Raw genomic sequence first — 16,662 nt, 5'->3', positions numbered from 1 at the left:
TGCCCCGGAATCCTTGACCCGATCGAGTGATTGTGCCAACCTTCCAGTGACCGAGCGAGTGTTCGGTCGGCACCGGAATGGGAGCGCATCGTGGCCATCGATCTGACATTCGACCCCGACATCGAGAAGTTGATCGAGAGGACACGCACGTTCACTCGCGAACACGTGCTTCCCATCGAGGACAGATTTCTGGGGAACGTCGCCGATGCCGGCGGCGACCGACTTCGCGTCGAGATGCAGGCGGCCGCCAAGGATGCCGGCGTGTTCGCCCCACATGCCCCCGTCGAATACGGCGGCCACGGTCTGTCCATGAGTGACCGCGCTCCGGTGTTCGAGGAAGCCGGTTATTCACTGTTCGGCCCCATCGCGCTGAACCTCGGTGCGCCCGACGAGGGCAACGTCCACATGCTCGCGCACATCGCGTCGGCGGCACAGAAGGAGCAGTTTCTCGCCCCCCTGGCGCGCGGTGACATGCGCTCGGCTTTCGCGATGACCGAACCCGCACCGGGTGCCGGTTCCGATCCGTCGGCCCTGACCACCGCGGCGGAACAGGTCGAGGGCGGCTGGAAGATCAACGGACACAAGTGGTTCATCACCGGTGCCGATGGTGCCGGGTTCTTCATCATCATGGCTCGCACCTCCGGTAAGCCCGGCGATCGAGGCGGAGCGACGATGTTCCTCGCCCCCGCCGACACTGTGGGCATCACGGTCGGCCGACATATCGGCACCCTGGACAAGGCCATGATCGGCGGTCACTGCGAGGTGTTCTTCGAGAACGTGTTCGTGCCCGACGAGAACGTGCTCGGAGCCGTCGACGAAGGATTCGCCTACGCCCAGGTACGTCTGGGCCCCGCCCGCATGACTCACGTGATGCGGTGGCTCGGAGCTTCCAGGCGGGCCCACGACATCGCCGTGGCGCAGGTCGCTCAGCGCGAGGGATTCGGCGGCAAGCTCGGCGATCTCGGCATGGTGCAGAAGATGGTCGCGGACAACGAGATCGACATCGCGGCGACCCGCGCACTGCTGATCAAGGCTTGCTTCGAGCTGGATCGGGGTGGGCACGCGAGCAACGAGACCTCCATTGCCAAGACGTTCGCCGCCGAGGCGATCTTCCGCATCGTCGACCGCAGCATTCAGATGTGCGGGGGGCTCGGCGTATCGGACGATCTTCCGCTGGCGAGGCTCTCACGCGAGGTGCGTCCGTTCCGTGTGTACGACGGCCCGTCCGAGGTACACCGCTGGGCCATCGCCAAGCGGACGATCGGTGCAGCCAAGCGCGCAGCGCGGGAGGCACAGTCGTGAGCGAACTTCCGGGCATGAATCGCGATGCGCTCGAGCAGTTCCTGCGAGGGAACGGCATCGAGGTCGACGGTGAACTGTCGGTCGAGATGATCAGCGGGGGTCGCTCCAATCTCACCTACAAGGCATTCGACGACTCCTCGACATGGGTTGTTCGCCGCCCTCCCACGAGTGGGCTCACCCCCTCGGCGCACGACATGGCCCGCGAGTGGGCCGTCACGGAAGCGCTTGCATCCACCGACGTTCCGGTCGCCGGGACCATTGCGTTCGATCGAGACGGCTCGGTGCTCGGTGCACCCATGACCGTCGTCGACTTCGTACCCGGCCGAGTCGTTCGTAGCCGCGAGGATCTTCGCGATCTGACGGATGCGCAGGTCACCGAGAACGCCGCCGAGTTGGTCCGAGTGCTCGCCAGGCTGCATGCGGTCGATCCCGACTCTGTGGGCCTCGGCAGCTTCGGCCGTCCCGACGGGTTCGTCTCGCGACAGGTCGCGACGTGGGCTCGGCAGTGGGAACGAGTCAAGACTCGTGATCTACCCGACGTCGAACGATTGCATCGTGCGCTGGAAGCAGCAGTACCGGCGGGATCTGCGTCGTCCATCGTGCACGGCGACTATCGCGTCGACAACACCATTCTCGACGCACATGACGTCGGTTCCGTTGCCGCGGTGGTGGACTGGGAGATGTCCACGCTCGGCGATCCGCTGACCGACGTGGCGCTGATGTGCATCTACCGCCAACCGGTCTTCGATGCGGTCCTCGGCGCGGACGCTGCCTGGACGAGCGATCGGTACCCCTCCGCGGCAGACCTCGCGCAACACTACGCAGTGGAATCCGGTCGGGAGCTTCATGATTGGGGCTTCTACCTCGCCCTCGCCAATTTCAAACTCGGAGTGATCGGCGAGGGAATCACCTACCGTGCGCTGTCGGGCTCCGACACCGGGGCCGGTGCAGGCAAGGCCGCCGAGGCCACCGGGGAGTTCATCGCGGCCGGGCTGCGAGCACTCGCAGGAACCACCGACTGACGCGAACCCCGCTGTCAGGCAGGTTCTCTCATCACACCGACGTGGCGGACGGTGCCGGACACACCCGGAAGCTCCTGTGGCTCGGACCAGGTGTTCAGCCCGTCCGTGCTGTCGGAGTAGAAGTACTTTCGGTTGGTGTAGTCGTCGTAGTACAACCGCCAGGTGCCGTCGGGCAACTCGATGACTGCCGGGCCTTCTTTCAGTGGTCCGAAATCGCGGGTGGGAACGACGGTGTACGGCCCGATCAACGACGGTGCCGTCCAGTGCTCGATGACCTTGTGGGTCTCGTTCTTGGTGAACGCGTGGTAGGTCGGCCCTACCTTGACCACCGTGGTGTCGATGTGGTCCGCTCCGATGCCGACGAACGGAACCGGGAAGCTCCACATCCTCAGGCCTGGATCCATGGCCGTCATCAGATACGGCACGAACCCTCCGCCGGTCGACAGGGAGACGATGACGCTGACGCGGTCACCCTCGACGAACCACTCGGGTGCCCATGCCTTCGTGGTGAACGGAGACAACGACGGTCCGTCCGAGAAGCCGGCCGATCCGCTGAATCCGGGAGGGCTGGCAGATCCGGTTCCGGCTCCGGTGCCCGGAAGGAAAGCACAGCAGAACGGGATCGGGAAGTTCTGCAGGAACGTCCAGTTCACGCGGTCACTGCTGCGCGCGAAGCCGATGTTCGCACCGCCGCCGGTCGTGTACGTCACGTAGTACATCCCGTCGGTTTGCCGGAAGATGCTCGCGTCGCGCACCACCCCGGACGGAGGTCGGTACGCCGATGTCTGCAGTGCTGCGAAATCGGTACCGTCGCTGGATTGGTAGACATCCATGTCTCGATCACTGTCGTTGCTGAACGCCACCATCGTGTAGCGCCACGCGGAGGGTGCAGCGCCACCTGTCCCTGCGGCGGAGAACAGCAGTCCGGCGACAGTCAGGATCACCATCGGGACGACGAACAGGAACCTGCGTGCGGTGAATGTCACCGAGGAAGTATGTCCGACCCGTACGCACCATGCGTAACTTTGGTAACAGCTACAACAGATCGTTACCGATGTTGTTATGAATGCGAAATGTACTGGGTTGCGGGCTTGGCCTGGTACATCTCGTGATCGGCATCGTCGAGTATGTCCAGTGCACTTCGGGTGTCGTCGCGGTCGACGGTGACGACACCGATGCTCGCCGTCACCGTCAACACTCGTCCCGCGGCGGTGATGGGCGTGGCCAGTTCGGCACGAACGTCGTCGGCCTCGGTACCGACGCACCGCGAAACGACCGCCACGAACTCGTCACCCCCGATACGACCCACGAAGGCATCGGCCGGGAGCGCGCGTGTCAGTCGGTCTGCGACCACCCCCAGAACGGCGTCGCCGACAGTATGACCGTGCAGATCGTTGATGGTCTTGAAGTTGTCGAGGTCGATGAACAGCACGGCCATGGAGTCCTCGCGATCGGGCTTGGCCAGCTGTTCGTCGAGGCGAGCCAGAATCAGGGGCCTGTTCGGCAGACCGGTCAGGTCGTCATGCGTCGCAGCATGCTCGAGCTTCATGCTCATCCGATAGGTGTCGGTGATGTCGACGAACGTCGCCACCACGGAGGGATTCGGGTCGACCGGGGTGAGCATCGTCGCCGTCAAGGACAACCAGAAGTTCCGACCGTCTCGGCGACGCTCGACCCCGATCACCGCCTGGCAGGGCTCACCGGTTTTCCTGGTGACGGCGACCGGATGCTCGAACGGGTGAATCGGCTCTTCGTCGGTGCCGTACACCCGAAACGGAAGAACCGATGCCTGTCCTGCGGTCGCCAACCCGACCTGGATGTCGAGAATGGTCTTCGCAGCCAGGTTCGCCGATTCGATACGGCCGGTGTGATCGAGAACGACGACACCGGCCTCCAGCGATTCCACGACCGCGGTGAAATGATCCTCGACTCTGCGTACTGCGCTCTGGTCGGCGCAGACCAACACGTAACCGTCGGGCATCTGGGCAGCCGACACGATCACCGCAAGCGCCGTCCCGTCGGCATGTCGATGGGAATCCGTCAGTCGGCCGCCGACAGCGAGAATCGCGGCCGGATCGCAGGGCACCCCGACGGCCGCCGACACGTCACGGCCGAGCACGTCCGCTGCCGGTCGACCGTAGACCGACTCCGCAGCGGGATTCCAGCTCGACACCAGACCGTCGGCGGACACACCGATGATGGCATCGCTGACGTGCTCGACCAGAGCGGCTTGCTTCTGCAGCGCCTTCTGCGCCGCCTTGTGTTCGGTGAGATCGCGAAGAATGACCTGAAACGCCGGCTCACCGTTCCACACCGTGCGCACCGATACCGCTTCCATCGCCAGTGTCGTCCCGTCGAGGGCCAGCACCGTCGCTTCCGACGCGGCGCTGGCGGTGCCGTGTGTGTCGAGCGCGGCGATCCGCGCGAGCATGGGGCCCACCGATTCGGCGGCGATGAACTTCGTGATCGGATGCCCGATGACGTCTGTTGCTGCCTCGGCACGCAGAAACCGCATCCCGGCAGGGTTGAGGTAGACGAGGATGCCTCGTCGATGGACACCGATGGCGTCCGGCGAATGTTCGACGAGAACCCGGTAGCGATCGGCGAGCCCGGGCAACGCGGGACTCGATCGGGGGTCGCCGACGCCATCACGCTCCCCTGGAGCCATGCTCGGTCCTCGCGATCGTAGACGGACGGTCAACACCCGATTGAACCACTTACGAACGTGCCGTTGGCGACTCATGTCTGTTTTGAGCTTTATGTCCGGTTTCTCGGCTGGACCTGACGCCTGTTTGCGGGGCTAAATCGAGGAGCGAGCCGAATCCGGTTCGCGTAACTCGACAAGAAACGGATTTCGACGTGAGCTCTCTCGGCATCGACATCACCGGTATCGGCGCACTGTCCGGCTACGGCTGGGGCGCAGCCGCCCTCTGGGACGGCCTGTCCACGGGCAAGGCGGCGGCCACGCTGCACCACGACCACACCCGACCGGGGCAGAACCCGGTGTGGCTGGCGAAAGTCCCCGACGGCGGGGACCGGAGCGATGGCACCAGCCGATTCGGGCGGGCACTTCGCGGGGCAGCGCGGGAGGCCATCGACGACGCGATGGCGCGGGGCTGGCAACCCGGTCGACGAGTGGGTCTCATCCACGCCGTCGTTCTGGGTGAAGTGGACGAGTGGCGCAACTTCTATCTGCACGACGGCGGCGAACGCCGGGTTCGCGACTATCTCACGCTGATGCCGTCGACTCCGGTGTCCCTACTGATGCAGGAATACGGCTTTCACGGGCCGGCCATGAATGTCTCGGCGATGTGCGCGTCGGGCAATGCAGGGCTGCTCACCGCCAAGATGTGGCTCGATACCGGGTTCGTCGACGACGTGGTGTTCGTGGCCACCGATCTGTCTCTGACTCCGGAGAACATCGACCACTTCGTGAAACTGGGCGTCGGCATCGTGGACGTGGAGCCCCAGGACGGCTGCCGCCCCTTCCAGGAAGGCAGCCGCGGGTTCGGAATGGGTGAGGCTGCAACGGCATTCGTTCTGTCGACGCGAAGCTCGGCCTCGTACGCGCGGGTACTGGGCGGTTCGATGACACACGACGCGTTTCATGCCACCTCGATCGACCCTGCGCTCACCCAGGTGCGGGCCTGCTTCGAGCAGGCGTTGGTCGACGCCGACGTCACTGCCCGGCAGGTGCGGTATCTCAACGCTCATGGTCCCGGCACCGCACAGTGCGATGCGGCCGAAACTGCGATGTTGGAGACGGTGCTTCGATCCCACGCACAGGTGTACTCGGTGAAGCCACTGACGGGACATTGCCAGGGGGCGGCCTCGGCAATCGAAACCGTATCGGCAGTCATGGGATTCGAGCGCGGACTCGTTCCGGCGGCCCCGCAGGTCTCTGATGCTCATCCCCTGCTGCTCGACGGATTCACCACCGCCGAGGCAGGATTGACTGTGAAATCGTCATTGGGAATGGGCGGACACAACTCGGTGGTGGTGTTGGCTCCAGCGTGAGCTGCACTCGTCGGTCCGGCAGCCCGCGTGGTCGCGGGCTGCCGGCTCGACGTGCAGACTTCAGACCTGCGCTGCGTTACCGCAGATTCCGCATTCCTCGAACTCGACGCGCTTCCAGCGTGCGACCGGAACGAAGAACAGCGTGAATTGCTGGTACTGCTTCATCCGCGCCCACTGGGTGGTGTTGTGGCACCGCGGACAGTTTCGGGTTGCCCCCGGGCCGATGTGTTTGCGCTTGCTGCCGAAACCGAAGAGAAGAAACATGACACCAGCCTAGGGGTCCGGACGGAGTCAGCTCGCGATCATGCCGTGGGGATCGATGACGAACTTCTGTGCGACTCCGCTGTCGAATTCACGGTAGCCGCGTGGTGCGTCGTCGAGCGAGATGACGGTGGCGTTCACGGCCTTGGCGATCGAGACACGTTCCTTCAGAATCGCATTCATCAATTCACGGTGGTAGCTCATCACCGGGCACTGACCGGTGGCGAACGACAGCGACTTCGCCCAACCGGTGCCGAGACTCAACGACAGCGCGCCGCGCTGGGCCGCCTCGTCCACGCCACCGGGGTCTCCGGTGACGTACAGCCCCGGGATGCCGATTCCGCCGCCGGCCGTGGTGATGTCCATCAACGAATTGAGAACCGTCGCAGGCGCTTCACGAGACGAATCTCCGCCGTGTCCGCGGGCTTCGAATCCCACCGCATCGACGGCCGCGTCGACCTCGGGGACTCCGAGGATCTGCTCGATCTGATCCTGCGGAGCTCCCTTGCCCACGTCGACGGTCTCGCAACCGAACGTTCGCGCTTGGGCGAGCCTGTCGGCGTTCATGTCGCCGACGATCACCACCGACGCTCCCAATAGTTGTGCGCCGACAGCGGCGGCGAGGCCGACCGGACCCGCACCCGCGATGTACACCGTCGCACCGGGTTTCACCCCTGCGGTCACCGCCCCGTGGAACCCGGTGGGAAAGATGTCCGACAGCATGGTCAGGTCCAGAATCTTCTCCAGGGCCTGGTCACGATCGGGAAACTTGAGCAGATTGAAATCTGCGTACGGTGCCATGACGTATTCGGCTTGGCCGCCGACCCAACCGCCCATGTCCACGTAGCCGAATGCCGAACCCGGTCGATCGGGGTTGACGTTCAGACAGATTCCGGTCTTGCGCTCCTTGCAGTTACGACACCGGCCGCAGGCGATGTTGAACGGTACGGAGCAGATGTCACCGACCTTCAGAAACTCGACGTCTCTACCGACCTCGACGATCTCACCGGTGATCTCGTGACCGAGCACCAACCCCTCGGGTGCAGTGGTTCGCCCGCGAACCATGTGCTGATCACTGCCGCAGATGTTGGTCGAGACAACCTTGAGGATCACTCCGTGCTCGCACTTGCGGCCGATGTTCGCCGGGTTCACTCCAGGGCCGTCGGTCAACTCCAGGCCCGGAAAAGCAATGTCCTGGACTTCCACTTTGCCCGGTCCTGCGTACGTCACTGCGCGGTTGTCTGCCATGAGTTCTCCTCTTCGTCGAGTGAGTTGTGTGCTCATCGAGCCGAGATCATCGACCCGATCGCACCTGTGGCCTGCCTCACACCAGTATGCACAGTTGCGAATAGGTGCGTTGACGAGAAACTCGAATCGGCGCGAGTGAACACTCTCGCCTCGCACTCGATGAACCGATGCATCCCACACACTTGACTCGACCGATGTTAGCGCTCACACTGTGTTGCACACGTCACAGCGAGTGGCACCGCGAAGGAGTTCTGCATGCCGGTTGACCAGTACACGGTAGGTGTCGATTTCGGCACCCTGTCCGGACGCGCCGTCGTCGTTCGCGTGTCCGACGGTGCCGAAATTGCCTCGGCAGTCCACGATTACCGACACGCGGTGCTCGAGGAGACGCTGCCCGGCGGCACGGTCCGGCTGCCCGACGCGTGGGCACTGCAGGTGCCCGACGACTATCGCGACGTCCTGCGCCGCGCGGTGCCTGCTGCTCTGGCCGCCGCGGGCATCGAACCCGACCAGGTCGTCGGCATCGGTACCGACTTCACCGCGTGCACCATGGTGCCCACCTACGCCGACGGCACTCCGCTGTGTGAGGATCCGCGCTTCGCCGATCGGCCGCACTCGTACGTGAAATTGTGGAAACACCATGCAGCACAGGGGCAGGCGGACCGCATCAACGAACTGGCAGAACAGCGCGGCGAGAGTTGGCTCCCTCGCTACGGCGGACTGATCTCCTCGGAATGGGAGTTCGCCAAGGCGCTGCAGATCCACGAGGAAGACGCCGAGATCTACGACGCGATGGACCGATGGGTCGAAGCGGCCGATTGGATCGTCTGGCAGCTCTGCGGACACTACGTGCGCAATGCGTGCACTGCCGGATACAAGGGCATCTATCAGGACGGGCACTACCCGTCCGCGGACTTCCTCAGCGAGTTGGCACCGGGCTTCGGCTCCTTCGTCGCCGACAAACTCGATCAGCCGTTGGGCGAGTTGGGTTCTCGCGCAGGTACATTGACCGCCGAAGCCGCGCACTGGACTGGGCTGCCCGAGGGCATCGCCGTCGCGGTCGGCAACGTCGACGCGCACGTGACGGCCCCCGCGGCCGGAGCGGTGGAACCGGGCCGGATGGTCGCCATCATGGGAACCTCGACCTGCCACGTGATGAGTTCGACCGTCCTGAAGGAAGTTCCCGGCATGTGCGGGGTGGTGGACGGTGGAATCGTCGCCGGATCCTTCGGCTACGAGGCAGGACAGAGCGGCGTCGGCGACATCTTCGGATGGTTCACACGGACCTCGGTTCCCGCGTCGTACAGCGAGGCGGCGGAAGCGGCGGGTGAGTCGGTACACGAGCACCTGACGCGTCTCGCGCAGACGCAGGACGTGGGTGAGCACGGGCTCGTCGCGCTCGACTGGCACAGCGGAAACCGATCGGTCCTGGTCGATCACGAACTCTCCGGGTTGGTCATCGGAACCACGCTGGCGACGCGGCCCGAGGACACCTACCGCGCGCTACTCGAAGCAACGGCGTACGGAACCCGAGTCATCGTCGAGACGTTCCGCGACAGCGGCGTTCCGGTCGAGGAGTTCGTGGTGGCGGGAGGGTTGGCACGCAACCCGCTCCTGATGCAGATATACGCCGATGTGCTGCGAATGCCGTTGTCGGTCATCGCTTCTGCACAGGGACCGGCACTGGGATCGGCCATCCATGCCGCGGTGGCAGCCGGGTGCTACCCCGATGTACCCGTCGCGGCGAAATCGATGGGCAAGGTACGTCGCGGCGCATTCGTGCCCGACGAATCACGCTCGGCGGCCTACGATTCCCTGTTCGAGATCTATCTGGAGTTACACGATCGATTCGGCCGAGACGTGCCGACCATGCGCCGACTGCGGGCGCTTCGACGTGACGCACTGACGCGAAAGGTGGACGCGTCATGACGGTCGTCGACGATGTGCGCGAGGTCATCGAGGAAGTGCGCCGTGACGTGTGCAGATTGCACGCCGAGTTGGTGCGCTACGGACTGGTGGTCTGGACGGCAGGCAACGTCTCGGCGAGGGTCCCCGGCCGGGACCTCATGGTCATCAAGCCCAGCGGAGTCTCCTACGACGACCTCACGCCCGGCAACATGGTGGTGTGCGATCTGCACGGCAGGGTGGTCGAGGGTGACCATGCACCCTCCTCGGACACCGAGGCGCAGGCCTATGTGTACCGGCATCTCGACCACATCGGCGGTGTGGTGCACACACATTCGCCCTACGCGGTGGCGTGGGCGGCCCGAGGAGAACCCATCCCTGTGGTCACCACCATGTGCGCGGACGAATTCGGCGGAGACATTCCGGTCGGCCCCTTCGCCGTGATAGGCGACGACTCGATCGGACGCGGCATCGTCGATACCCTCGCCGACAGTCGATCTCCGGCGATCCTCATGCAGAACCACGGTGTCTTCGCGGTCGGCCCATCCGCCCGATCTGCGGTGAAAGCCGCGGTCATGTGCGAGGACGTCGCGAGGTCGGTACACCTGGCTTATCAACTGGGACAGCCTCTTCCCATTCCGAGCTCGAAGGTCGACGCACTCTACGACCGCTATCAGAACGTCTACGGCCAGCGCTGACCGGCGCGCCCGATCTTCTCTCCCCGGAGGTACCCCCATGTCCGAAATATGGTTTCTCACCGGCAGCCAAAGCCTCTACGGCCCCGAGACCCTCGAGCAGGTAGCAGTTCAGTCTCGCGAGATCGCAGACAAACTCGATGCGGCACTGCCCGTCTCGGTGGTCTGGAAGCCGGTGCTGCTCGACGCGTCGTCCATTCTGCGCCGTATGCGCGAGGCGAACGCCGCCGACGAATGTGTGGGCGTCGTGACCTGGATGCACACCTTCTCCCCCGCCAAGATGTGGATTGCCGGCCTCGACGCGTTGGATGTCCCGCTGCTGCACCTGCACACGCAGGCCGGAATGTCGTTGCCGTGGTCGACGATCGACATGGAGTTCATGAATCTCAATCAGGCCGCCCACGGCGACCGCGAGTTCGGACACGTCGAATCTCGGGTGGGTGTTCTGCGCACGATCGTGGCAGGCCACGTCGACAACCCCGCGGTGATCGAGCGTGCGGAGCAGTGGGTGCGAGCAGCTCTCGGCCGCGCGGAGTTGAAGTCACTGTGCCTGGCACGTTTCGGCGACAACATGCGCGACGTCGCAGTGACGGAGGGCGACAAGGTCGAAGCCCAACTGCGATTCGGAGTCTCCGTCAACACGTACGGCGTCAACGATCTGGTCGAGGTCGTGGACGGCGTGAGCGAATCGGCCGTGTCCGACCTGATCGACGAATACCGGTCGTCGTACGACATCGCACCGAGTCTCGACAAGGGCGGTGACCGCCACGAATCGCTCCGGTACGGCGCCCGGGTCGAGGCCGGGCTGCGGAAGTTCCTCACCGACGGTGGATTCACGGCCTTCACCACGAACTTCGAGGATCTCGGTGGGCTTCGCCAGTTGCCGGGACTCGCGGTGCAGCGCCTGATGGCCGACGGGTACGGGTTCGGCGGTGAGGGCGACTGGAAGACCTCGATGTTGTTGCGCGCCATGAAGGTGATGGCCGAGGGACTCGACGGTGGAACGTCGTTCATGGAGGACTACACCTACAACCTCGTCCCGGGGGCCGAGAAGATCCTCGGCGCACACATGCTCGAAGTGTGCCCGTCGATCACGACCTCGCGGCCTACGCTCGAGATCCATCCGCTCTCCATCGGCGGCCGCGAAGACCCGGTGCGCCTGCGCTTCACCGCCGATCCCGGCCACGGCGTCGTCGTCGGACTCTCGGACGTCGGTGAACGATTCCGATTGACGGCCAACGTGATCGACGTCGTCGAGCCTGACGAGGCGCTACCGAATCTGCCGGTGGCCTGCGCTGTGTGGGAGCCGCAGCCCTCGCTGTCGGTATCGGCCGAGTCGTGGCTGACCGCAGGAGCACCCCACCACACGGTTCTCAGTACCGCGATCGGCCTGCCTGTGCTGGAGGCATTCTCGGACATGATCGGCGTCGAGCTGCTCACCATCGACTCCGCAACCACCACACGTCAATTCCAACAGACACTGCGATGGAACGCGGCATACCACCGACTCGCGGCGAAGTTGTGAGGTCGTTGCTCCGGCCGCCGGCTCACCCGTGACGTCTTCGGTATTCCTGTTCGGCTCCGGGGTGGAGGGGGATGCTTCCGGTCATGACCAATGACCGCGCGTCGAGAAATTGGCTGCCGATCGCCTGACCGGGCACCAGCGCGGACGACTGATCGAGAAGCACACTCACCAGTGCAGCGACCACGCGGTCCGGCACGTCCAGATGTGCCAGCAGAAGATTCGGAATACCGACGGTGGTGACCTCCGGATGCTCGCCGTACACGTTCGGCGGCACCGGCACCGCCTCGTACGCGGTACCGAATTCGCGTCTGAGATCAGTGACGACGGTTCCGAGATCCAGTAGACGAATCGCGGCTCGGGGCTGGGCAAATGCCGGAGTCGGCAACCCGCCCGCCCACATCACGGCGTCGATTTCGTTGCCCGTCAGTGCATCTGCTGCCGAGCTCATCGACAGCCGAACCTGTTCGACAGCACCGCCGTCCGCCACACCCGCTGCACGGAGGACTCGCTGTGACACTTCGGTGGCACCGGATCCCGGGGCACCGATGCTCACCTTTCTCCCTCGCAGACCGTCCATGGACTCGATATCCGAGTCCGCTCGTACAGCCACTTGGAAGTAGTTCTCGTAAACGCACCCGACCGCCGCCAGCTCTCCGCTCGGATGACTGTAGGCGGCGTCCATGAGCGTCAGGGCAGCTCGGCCTGCCGTGAACCCAACGCCTCGAGGTTGTCGACGGAGCCGGCCGTCGTGAGTGGAACGACCTCGGCGACATCGGTGTTCGCGGCAGCGTCGGACAGCAATCCGGCGAACTCCCAGAAGAAGCCGCCGACCTCGCCTGCCGCGAGGCGCAGCTGCATCGGCGGGTCCGAGGCGCAGCCACCCACGACGGCAGCGCTCAGGGCCAACAGACCGGCCTGCAGCGCCGTTCTACGTGAGAACGACGCTGCCGGCTCGGCCATGCCAGTCACTGTAAGGCGTAGCCGGTCACTGGAACGCTCGGCCCTGCTCTCGGTCGAGCACGGTCTCGGACTTGTTGCGCAGTACGAAGATGTACACCAGCAGCGAGATGGCGATCACGACCGTCACGTACAGAATGAACCAGCCCACGTGCCCACCGTTCTTCGCGGCTTGATAGATCAGTGGTGCCGTGCCGCCGAAGGCCGAGTTGGCGAGTGCGTACCCCAAGCCGACGCCGAGTGCGCGGACGTGCGAGGGGAACAGCTCCGCTTTGACGATCGCATTGATCGAGGTGTAGCCGGTGAGGATGACGTAGCCGACGCACACCAGTGCGAGTGACTGGACCACCGACGTCGCCGTCGGAAGGTACGTGATGAGTACGTAGGTGTACAGCACGCCTCCGATGCCGAAGAAGACGAGCAGCGGCTTGCGACCCACCTTGTCGCTGATCATTCCGCCGATGGGCTGCAGCAGCATGAGGAAGACCAGACCGGCGAGGTTGATCCAGGTACCGGTCATCCCCCGGTCCTCGTATGCGGTCTTGACCATCGAGGGTGCATTGACGCTGTAGGTGTAGAACGCGATGGTGCCACCGGCCGTCACCATGAAGCAGATCAGCAACGCCCGCCAGTGGTTGGCGACCAATTCCTTCAGTGAGCCGGAGGCTTTGTCCGCACCGCTGCGCACTGCGTCGAGTTGATCCTCGGTCAGGGATTCGTCCATGCTGCGACGCAGCCAGAAGACCACCACTGCCGCGACTCCGCCGATGAAGAAGGCTATGCGCCAACCGAAGTCCTCGATCTGCTCGCGCTCGAGGAACACCTGCATCAGCAGCAGAGTCACCTGTGCGAGCACGTGTCCACCGACGAGGGTGACGTACTGGAACGACGAGAAGAATCCCCGACGCTCGCGGGTGGCGGCCTCGGACATGTACGTCGCCGACGCACCGTACTCACCGCCGGTGGCGAAGCCCTGAACGAGACGGCACAGGATCAGGATCACGGCGGCCCATACGCCGATGCTCTCTCGTCCCGGAGTGAGCGCGATGACCAGCGAGCACGCCGCCATCATCGAGACGCTGAACGTCAGCGCTGCCCTGCGCCCGTTGCGGTCCGCGTAGCGGCCGAAGAACCACGACCCGACCGGTCGCATCAAGAACGTGACCGCAAAGATCCCGTACACGTAGATGGTGGAATTCTTGTCGGCGGAGTCGAAGAACTGATTCTCGAAATAGGTCGCGAAGACGGTGTAGACGTACACGTCGTACCACTCGACCAGGTTGCCGGACGACCCCCGCAACGTGTTGAAGACGGCACGGCGGGTGGCAGCGCGCGAGGAGACGGGTGGACTCGGGAGCGTCGAACCGGTGAGCGAGGTGGCCTCGTTGGCCATGGTTTGGTCCTTCCACATTCAGCGGGCAATTGGGCTGCCGGGCAACGATCGGCAACCGAAGCCTCCCTACTGTGACGGCAAGCACAGCCTGGAACCAAGCCGTTTCGGATTTCCTAACACTCCCTTAGGAAACGGCCCTCGGAAGCCGCAGCTCGATCCGAAGTCCCACTGGTCGACCCGCCATGACTCGAAGTGATCCACCGGCTCGCTCGGTCAGGGCGTGGACGATCGACAGACCGAGACCGGTACCGTCGCCGTGCGCACCCGACGCTCGATAGAACCGGTCGACGACCTTGGCGAGCTCGTCTGCAGGCACGCCGGGTCCGTTGTCGGACAACCACATCGTGACGTCCGCGTCACCGGTTCGGTAGCCGACCTCGATGCCGGTGCCGGAGCCGGCGTACTTGGTTGCGTTGCTCAGCAGAGCGTCGAGAATTCGAGTCAGGTCGTCCTCGGACATCGCAACGCGACACTCCGTGTCGGCTTTCGGCTCCGAGACGTGCACGGTCATGTCGGCCACGGCTATCGAGCTCGACCAGAATCCGACTCGATCTGCGACGACCGCACCGAGGTCACACCCTGGGGATCGAGTGGTCGTCGGGGTTTCGGCAGCTGCGAGAACGAGCAGGTCTTCCACAACGGAGCTCAGACGATCGACCTCGAGCGTGGTCCGCAGGTGCGCATCGGTTGCCGAATCCGGAACCCGCATTCCCAGAACATCCATCCGAATTCGCAACGCTGCCAGTGGGTTCCGGAGAGCATGGGCAGTATCGGCCACCAATCGGCGTTGCGCAGCGGTGGCGGCCTCGACGTCGTCGGCCATTGCCTCGAAGGCACTGGACAGCTCACGCACCTCCGGTGGCCCGACATAGGGCACCGGTTCGAGTCGTTGCGAACCTTCGATCGACGCCTGATCGTGGAACTTGTCGCCGAACGAGTGGACTCGCGAGGACAGTGCGGTGAGCGGACGAACGACCCAGCGCGACAACGCAACAGCGATCACCGCGACCGTTGCGAGAATCAGCATGGCACCGAGGGCGATGACCGCCCAGGTGATCGCGACGTCCCTACGCGCAGAACCGGTGGACGCCTCGAGAACCACTGCGCCGTCCACTTGGGTGCCCCCACCGACCGGTGCGGCAATCAACACCGAGGAATCCGACCACGGCGTCAGACTCGACGGTAGGTCACCACGCTGATTGCGCAACGCTCCTGCCACCGCCTGCTGGACGTCGTCGCGCTGCAGGTCCAGGCCGGACACCGCGCGTGCCTCTCCGGTGCGGTCGACGACCGCAACGCCCTCCTCGTACAGATTGTTATAGCGCTGCACCGATTCTCGGATACGGGCCACGCCGGATTCGTCTTCTCGTGAGCTGAGTTCGGCAAAGAACGATGCTGCCGCGGCCCTGTTCTCGCCGAACCGTTGGGCCCGTTCGCGACCGACCAGGAGCGCGAGAGGAACCGACAGCGCAAGCACGACGACGGTGGAGTAGATCATCAACACCAACAGGACACGCCGTCGCACGTCAGGTGTCCCAGCGGTAGCCGAAGCCGCGGATGGTGACGATGGCACCCGGGCGATCGAGCTTGGAACGCAATGCAGTCATGTGCACATCCAGCGTCCGCGAGATCGCTACGTACGCATCGCCCCAGATGGCGTCCATCAACTGTTCCCGGCTCACCGCTTCGCCGCGACGCGTCACGAGATGCGCCAACAGGTCGAACTCCTTGGTAGTCAGTGCAACAGCGCTTCCACCGACTTCCACGGCACGACCGGAGAGATCGACGACGACGTCCCCGAGCGTCAGCCTGTCCGCCGCGGGTCCCGACGCCGAACTTCGACGATGTGCGGCCACCTCGAGTCGGGCGTGTAATTCACCCAATCGAGCCGGCTTGACTACGTAGTCGTCTGCGCCGCCGCGCAGGGCCCGTACCACCGAGCGCTCGTCGTCCCGCGCCGTCAGTACCACCACCGGAACCGAACTCAGCGTCCTGAGCTTCCGCAGAACCTCGAGGCCGTCCATGTCGGGCAGCCCGAGATCGAGCAGCACGACGTCCATGTCGTGGTAGCCGAGCAGGGCGTCGGCGCCGCGGCGCATACGGACAGGCGTGTGCCCCACCTCGGTCAACGCGTCCACCAACGCGTCGCCGAGTCCGTCGTCGTCTTCCACCACAGCAATTCGCATCGAACTCAAGATAGGCCACCATCGGGGGTGGACGCGGGCATGAGTGTTCACGATCGGGTGTCATGCGCGGGATACGGGCTGTTTCGATTTCGAGGTGGCCGTCGTTGGGCTGGGTGTGCGCGTAGGAACTATCGGGGTCGCGGGCGGGCCC

Annotated in this window: 15 protein-coding genes; 6 read left to right on the top strand and 9 right to left on the bottom strand. The window is 64.5% G+C overall.

Translation table 11 applies throughout. The features are described from left to right. Positions 1-90: 90 nt before the first annotated feature. A complete protein-coding gene (locus tag R3P93_RS00070) occupies positions 91-1,302 on the top strand; it encodes an acyl-CoA dehydrogenase family protein (RefSeq protein ID WP_317532136.1) in 1,212 nt (403 codons plus the stop codon). Then, positions 1,299-2,324, top strand: a complete 1,026-nt coding sequence (locus tag R3P93_RS00065) for a phosphotransferase family protein (RefSeq protein WP_317532135.1) — start codon at positions 1,299-1,301, stop codon at positions 2,322-2,324. Before R3P93_RS00070 ends, R3P93_RS00065 begins: the two co-directional genes overlap by 4 nt. Positions 2,325-2,338: 14 nt before the next feature. On the opposite strand, the gene R3P93_RS00060 is transcribed toward R3P93_RS00065, so the two are convergent. Continuing rightward, on the bottom strand, positions 2,339-3,271 hold the full coding sequence (locus R3P93_RS00060) for a glycoside hydrolase family protein (RefSeq protein ID WP_317532462.1): 933 nt from the start codon (positions 3,269-3,271) through the stop codon (positions 2,339-2,341). Positions 3,272-3,384: 113 nt separating this feature from the next. Then, entirely contained in the window at positions 3,385-4,992 is a 1,608-nt protein-coding gene (locus R3P93_RS00055; RefSeq protein ID WP_317532134.1) for a sensor domain-containing protein, read from the bottom strand. A gap of 191 nt (positions 4,993-5,183) precedes the next feature. Between R3P93_RS00055 and R3P93_RS00050 the strand changes: the two genes are divergently transcribed. Continuing rightward, a complete protein-coding gene (locus R3P93_RS00050) occupies positions 5,184-6,341 on the top strand; it encodes a beta-ketoacyl synthase N-terminal-like domain-containing protein (RefSeq protein WP_317532133.1) in 1,158 nt (385 codons plus the stop codon). A gap of 60 nt (positions 6,342-6,401) precedes the next feature. Here R3P93_RS00050 and R3P93_RS00045 read toward each other — a convergent pair whose 3' ends face one another. Beyond that, positions 6,402-6,605, bottom strand: coding sequence for a zinc-ribbon domain-containing protein (locus tag R3P93_RS00045; protein WP_068046830.1), 204 nt, complete (start codon positions 6,603-6,605; stop codon positions 6,402-6,404). Between the two features lie 27 nt (positions 6,606-6,632). Continuing rightward, positions 6,633-7,850: a formaldehyde dehydrogenase, glutathione-independent gene (gene fdhA / locus R3P93_RS00040; protein WP_068046827.1), complete on the bottom strand. Its 1,218-nt coding sequence runs from the start codon at positions 7,848-7,850 to the stop codon at positions 6,633-6,635. 255 nt (positions 7,851-8,105) lie between these two features. On the opposite strand from fdhA, the gene araB reads away from it, so the two are divergent. The 3 genes from araB to araA are packed head-to-tail and all read left to right on the top strand — an operon-like array spanning position 8,106 to position 11,975. Beyond that, a complete protein-coding gene (gene araB / locus R3P93_RS00035; protein WP_317532132.1) occupies positions 8,106-9,779 on the top strand; it encodes a ribulokinase in 1,674 nt (557 codons plus the stop codon). Next, entirely contained in the window at positions 9,776-10,453 is a 678-nt protein-coding gene (locus R3P93_RS00030) for an L-ribulose-5-phosphate 4-epimerase (protein WP_149405225.1), read from the top strand. The genes araB and R3P93_RS00030 overlap by 4 nt, the downstream gene beginning before the upstream one ends. A gap of 37 nt (positions 10,454-10,490) precedes the next feature. Further along, positions 10,491-11,975 (top strand): L-arabinose isomerase, encoded by a 1,485-nt coding sequence (gene araA, locus R3P93_RS00025; protein ID WP_317532131.1) that lies wholly within the window; start codon positions 10,491-10,493, stop codon positions 11,973-11,975. 22 nt (positions 11,976-11,997) lie between these two features. Here araA and R3P93_RS00020 read toward each other — a convergent pair whose 3' ends face one another. From R3P93_RS00020 to R3P93_RS00005, 5 genes are all read right to left on the bottom strand, one after another. Then, on the bottom strand, positions 11,998-12,657 hold the full coding sequence (locus tag R3P93_RS00020; protein WP_394855232.1) for a TAXI family TRAP transporter solute-binding subunit: 660 nt from the start codon (positions 12,655-12,657) through the stop codon (positions 11,998-12,000). A gap of 5 nt (positions 12,658-12,662) precedes the next feature. After that, positions 12,663-12,935 (bottom strand): hypothetical protein, encoded by a 273-nt coding sequence (locus tag R3P93_RS24570; RefSeq protein WP_394855231.1) that lies wholly within the window; start codon positions 12,933-12,935, stop codon positions 12,663-12,665. A gap of 25 nt (positions 12,936-12,960) precedes the next feature. Beyond that, positions 12,961-14,325, bottom strand: a complete 1,365-nt coding sequence (locus tag R3P93_RS00015) for an MFS transporter (RefSeq protein ID WP_149405222.1) — start codon at positions 14,323-14,325, stop codon at positions 12,961-12,963. 124 nt (positions 14,326-14,449) lie between these two features. Continuing rightward, entirely contained in the window at positions 14,450-15,850 is a 1,401-nt protein-coding gene (locus R3P93_RS00010; RefSeq protein ID WP_262498269.1) for a sensor histidine kinase, read from the bottom strand. Between the two features lies 1 nt (position 15,851). Beyond that, on the bottom strand, positions 15,852-16,511 hold the full coding sequence (locus R3P93_RS00005) for a response regulator transcription factor (RefSeq protein ID WP_149405221.1): 660 nt from the start codon (positions 16,509-16,511) through the stop codon (positions 15,852-15,854). Between the last annotated feature and the right edge of the window lie 151 nt (positions 16,512-16,662).

This window comes from Rhodococcus cerastii (assembly GCF_033042195.1).
Taxonomy (GTDB): Bacteria; Actinomycetota; Actinomycetes; order Mycobacteriales; family Mycobacteriaceae; genus Rhodococcoides.
This window is presented reverse-complemented; position numbering and strand designations above follow the sequence as displayed.